This is a genomic window from Brooklawnia sp., from assembly GCF_049651565.1.
Classification (GTDB): Bacteria; Actinomycetota; Actinomycetes; order Propionibacteriales; family Propionibacteriaceae; genus Brooklawnia.
In genome coordinates this window covers 1-4,367 of record NZ_JBASCI010000272.1, presented here as the reverse complement: position 1 = coordinate 4,367, position 4,367 = coordinate 1, and the positions used below count along the sequence as shown (strand labels likewise).

The 4,367-nt window shown below is 69.9% G+C and carries 5 protein-coding genes; 4 read left to right on the top strand and 1 reads right to left on the bottom strand.

Features of this window, described 5'->3' with window-relative positions:
* The coding region (locus WBL05_RS13275; RefSeq protein WP_424226578.1) for a flavin reductase at positions 1 to 264 on the top strand (264 nt) is incomplete at its 5' end.
* 4 nt (positions 265 to 268) lie between these two features.
* Here the strand turns inward: WBL05_RS13275 and WBL05_RS13270 are convergent.
* A complete protein-coding gene (locus WBL05_RS13270; protein WP_424226577.1) occupies positions 269 to 1,666 on the bottom strand; it encodes an L-serine ammonia-lyase in 1,398 nt (465 codons plus the stop codon).
* 103 nt (positions 1,667 to 1,769) lie between these two features.
* On the opposite strand from WBL05_RS13270, the gene WBL05_RS13265 reads away from it, so the two are divergent.
* The 3 genes from WBL05_RS13265 to WBL05_RS13255 form a co-directional block, all read left to right on the top strand.
* Positions 1,770 to 2,243 (top strand): SDR family NAD(P)-dependent oxidoreductase, encoded by a 474-nt coding sequence (locus WBL05_RS13265; RefSeq protein ID WP_424226575.1) that lies wholly within the window; start codon positions 1,770 to 1,772, stop codon positions 2,241 to 2,243.
* Between the two features lie 554 nt (positions 2,244 to 2,797).
* Positions 2,798 to 3,373: a hypothetical protein gene (locus WBL05_RS13260; RefSeq protein ID WP_424226573.1), complete on the top strand. Its 576-nt coding sequence runs from the start codon at positions 2,798 to 2,800 to the stop codon at positions 3,371 to 3,373.
* Positions 3,374 to 3,417: 44 nt separating this feature from the next.
* A partial coding sequence (locus WBL05_RS13255; RefSeq protein ID WP_424226571.1) for a serine/threonine-protein kinase occupies positions 3,418 to 4,367 on the top strand: 950 nt, incomplete at its 3' end.

The following is a 4,367-nucleotide window of genomic DNA, read 5'->3' as shown; positions in this document are numbered from 1 at the left end:
CTGCTGGCGGCCGGGCAGGCCCGGCTCGCCGAGGCGTTCGGGGGCGGTCCAGCGCCCGGCGGGGCGTTCCGAATCGGCGACTGGGTGGACACGCAGTGGGGGCCACGCCCGGTGGACGCCACCACCTGGGCCGGGGTCGAGCTGGAGTCGACGCAGCCGCTCGGCTGGTCGGTGCTGGTCAGCTGCCGCCTGGCGCACGTCGAGGTGGACCCGGAGGAGCCCGATCCACTGCTGCACTACCGCGGCCGCTACTCCTCGGCCTGACCGTTCAACACTCGACGATGTTGACCGCCAGCCCGCCGCGGGCGGTCTCCTTGTACTTGGAGTGCATGTCCAGGCCGGTCTCCATCATGGTGCGCACGCAGTTGTCGAGGCTGACGTACTGGTAGCCGTCGTCGGCCACCGCCATCCGGGCCGCCGTGATGGCCTTGACCGCGGCGATCGCGTTTCGTTCGATGCAGGGCACCTGCACCAGCCCGCCCACCGGGTCGCAGGTCAGCCCGAGATGGTGCTCCAGCCCGATCTCGGCGGCGTTCACCACCTGCTGGGGCGTCCCGCCGAGCAGCTGCGCCAACGCGGCCGCAGCCATCGCGCAGGCGGTGCCGACCTCACCCTGGCAGCCGACCTCGGCACCCGAGATGGACGCGGTGGCCTTGAAGATGGTGCCGATCGCGGCGGCGGTGAGCAGGAAGTCGATGATGTCGTCCTCGGCCACGCCCGGCAGGTAGGTGGCGGCGTAGGTGGCCACCGCCGGGATGATGCCCGCCGCCCCGTTGGTCGGGGCGGTCACCACCCGCCCGCCGGCAGCGTTCTCCTCGCTGACCGCCAGCGCCCACAGCGTCACCTGGTCGAGCGCGGCGAGCGGGTCGTCAGCGCCGTGCAGCCGCCCACCGGCGGCCTGCAACCGGGCGAACAGTTGCGGCGCCCGGCGTCCCACGAACAGCCCGCCGGGCAGCGTCCCGGAGTGCTGGCAACCGGCCCGGATGCAGTCGGTCATCACCTGCCAGATCTGCTGCAGCCCGGCGCGCACCTCGGACTCGGGACGCTGCGCCACCTCATTGGCCAGCACCAGTTGCGGCACCGTCAGCTCGTTGTCGTTGCACAGGTCGACCAGCCGGGCCGCCCGCCGGAACGGGTACGGCCAGACTCGCTGGTCGGTCGGCATCGGTGGGTTGCCGGTGCCGTCGTCGCGCACCACCGCACCACCGCCGATCGAGTACCAGGTGCCGGTCGCCAGCTCGCGGCGTCCGGCCCAGGCGGTGAACTGCAGCGCGTTGGGATGGAACGGCAGCCGCTTGCTCAGGTGCCGGTGCAGTTCGGTGTCGGGGTCGAAGTCGACCGCGTGCGGCGCGGGCTGGTCTGCGGCCAGCAACCGGATCCGGTGCAGGTCGCGGATCTGGCGCACCCGGTCGTTCACCGACGCGGTGTCCACCAGGGCGGGTTGCTCGCCCTCCAGGCCCAGCAGCACCGCGCTGCCGGTGCCGTGCCCCCAACCAGTCGCGCCCAGCGAGCCGAACAGGTCGACCCGCAGCCGGCTCACCTCGCCCAGGAGCCCGGCGTCGGCCAGCTCCTGCGCGAACGCCCGCGCCGCCAGCATCGGGCCCACCGTGTGCGAGGACGACGGCCCGATCCCGATCCTGAATACGTCGAAGACGCTGGACGTCACGCCTCCAGTGTGACATGCGCTGTCGGGACGCCGAGCAGCACGGCGTCGTCCACGGGGGATCCTTCCTCGAACTCACCGAGGAGCAGGTTGGCAGGTCTTCGAGATGAACACGCTGGCGCTCTATCGCACCGCCCGCATCGTGCTGCCGGGCATGATCGAACGCGACCGCGGGGTGATCGTCAACATCTCGTCGGCCGCCGGCCTGACCGGGGCACCGAAGTTGTCGGATTACTCGGCGTCCAGGTTCGCCGCGATCGGGTTCACCCAGTCGTTGCGGGCCGAGCTGCGCACGCAGCGCAGCGATGTGCGCACCCTGATTGTCTGCCTTTACCACGTGCATACCGGCATGTTCGAGCGGGCCCGCAGCAAGGTGCCGCTGTTGCTGCCCAGTCTCGACCCGATCCGGGTGGACCGCCAGGTGGTGGACGCCATCGAGGCCGGCCGCCGGCGGCTGGTGCTGCCGCCGATCATGACCGCCGTGCTCGCGGTGCGGATGCTGCCACCGCAGTGGTCTGACCCGATCGTCGACCTGTTCGGCGTGGGCAGCTTGATGGACGACTTCGTCGGCCGCCGCTAGCTGCCCGGTCTGCGCAACCACCGCGGAGGGCCGCACTGCGGAGGATCGCGCAGCGAACTCGCTCACCGACTCTCCGCAGTGGTGATTGGGGTGGGACCCAAGGCCGAGTACCCGGCCCTTGATCTCGAGGAACCCGCGATGAGCGTCGGGCGAGGGCCGCGGTCGTGGTCCAGGTCGGGAAATTTCCGGTTATCGCACCCTCGAACACGATCTGGGGCAGTTGAATCGATGTAAGCCGGTTTGAGGGTGCGCAAACCGGAATCCGCACCATTCAGGTGCCCGGATCAGCCTGATGAACGACTTCGTCGGCCGACACTTGCTGCCCGATCTGCCCAACCACAGCTGCGGGCCACACTGCGGAGGATCCGAGGCTCCTCACTTGCCGCCCATCCGAACCCCCTTCCGGGTTGGGGTGTTGCGGCAATCCCCTGAGTCAGCCCAGCGAACTCGCTCACCAAATCCTCCGCAGTGATGATTGGGGTGGGGCCGGGCAGGGCAACCGTGGCAAGGCAAGCATCGGCGTGTCGAGGCTCTGCTTGTACTGTTGGTTGACGATGGACAGCGAGATCTTTGCCTCCGAGCGCATTCACCACCAACGGTTCCGGCTCATCTACCGCATCGCGCTCGGAGTTCTGCTGGTCGGCGCGGTGGTGCTGCTGGTGTGGTCGGGTTTCTCGGTCAGCGCCCGGGCGGGCTGGGTGGTCAGCATCGGGCTGCTCGCGATCGTCGCCGTGGTGCTGATGATGATGACCCGGATGGACCGGCCGCACCCCGACATGCTGGTCACCACCGGACCGTGGTCGCACGGCCGGGTTTACTCCGGCTCCCAGGAGCGCGAGATCTGGAACGCCATGGGCAAGGTGATCATCCGCCACCAACTGGGCTTCCGGCGCCTCACCGAGACCACCGCGATGTGCGAGCGGCCCGGCAGCTTCCTCTACCGCAAGGGCGTCCACCTGATCGACGTCCGCGACTCGGTCGACCACCCGGGCTGGCTGGTGGTCTCGGTGTTCGCCTCCCCCGACCTGCCGACCACCCTCACCGATTTCGGACGCGGCAGCGGTATCAACAACGAACTGCTCAGCGCGGTGCCCGGTTTCCGCAAGCCGGACGACCCCGACCTGGGCTGATCCCGGCTACGGATCGAACCCCTTTCTACGGCAGGATGATCCCCATGAATGCTGAGTTGCTGGCAGGTCGCTACGAACTGGTTGCGACGGTCGGCAAGGGCGCCACCGGGCAGGTGTGGCGGGCGTTCGACACCCTGCTGCACCGCCAGATCGCCATCAAGGTGGTCCAGCTCGAGGGGGCCCGCGACCCGGCCATGGCGGAGCGGTTCCGGCGCGAGGGCATCGCGATCGCCGGTCTGAACCACGAGTCGATCGTCCAGGTCTTCGACGCCGGCACCGATGAGCGGCGCGGCTGGCTGGTGATGGAGTTCCTGAACGGCCCCAACCTCAACACCGTCGTCCACGAGACCGGCCCCCTGTCGTACGAGATCGGGATGCCCATGCTGGCCAGGGTCGCCGACGGCCTGCAGGCCGCCCACGACGCCGGCATCACCCACCGCGACGTCAAGCCCGCCAACATCATGCTGGACGCCGCACGGGAGCCGAACGGCGATGTCCCCGACCTGCTGCACCATCCCGAACTGGGCCGCCCGGTGCTGATCGACTTCGGCATCGCCCGGCTGGTCGACCAGGCCGGGGCCCAACTCACCCGTCCGGCAACCGCCATCGGCACCGCCGCTTACATGTCGCCCGAGCAGGCCCGCGGCCAGGAAACCGGTCCGGCGTCCGACGTCTACTCGCTGGCCTGCGTGGCCTACCACACCTTTCTCGGCCGACCGCCGTTCCTCGGCTCCAGTTCGGTGGCGGTGGCCCACGCCCAGGCCTATGACGCCCCGGTGCCGCTGGGCGAACTGGCCCCTGACGTGCCGCCGGCGCTTGACAACCTGCTCTCGCGAATGCTGATGAAGGACGCCGCGGCGCGGCCAAGCGCCCGCGAGGTGGCGACCGAGCTGCGGGCGATCACCCGCAACCCGGAGATGGCCCCCACCGAGACGCTGGCCGGGTTGCCCACCGCGGTGATGCCCACCCAGGCCACCGCGGTGCTGGACGACCC

What these genes read in the sequence shown, in the direction of transcription:
- WBL05_RS13260 (WP_424226573.1), top strand. Translation starts at nt 2,798, where the DNA reads ATGGACAGCGAGATCTTTGCCTCCGAGCGCATTCACCACCAACGGTTC.
- WBL05_RS13265 (WP_424226575.1), top strand. Translation starts at nt 1,770, where the DNA reads ATGAACACGCTGGCGCTCTATCGCACCGCCCGCATCGTGCTGCCGGGC.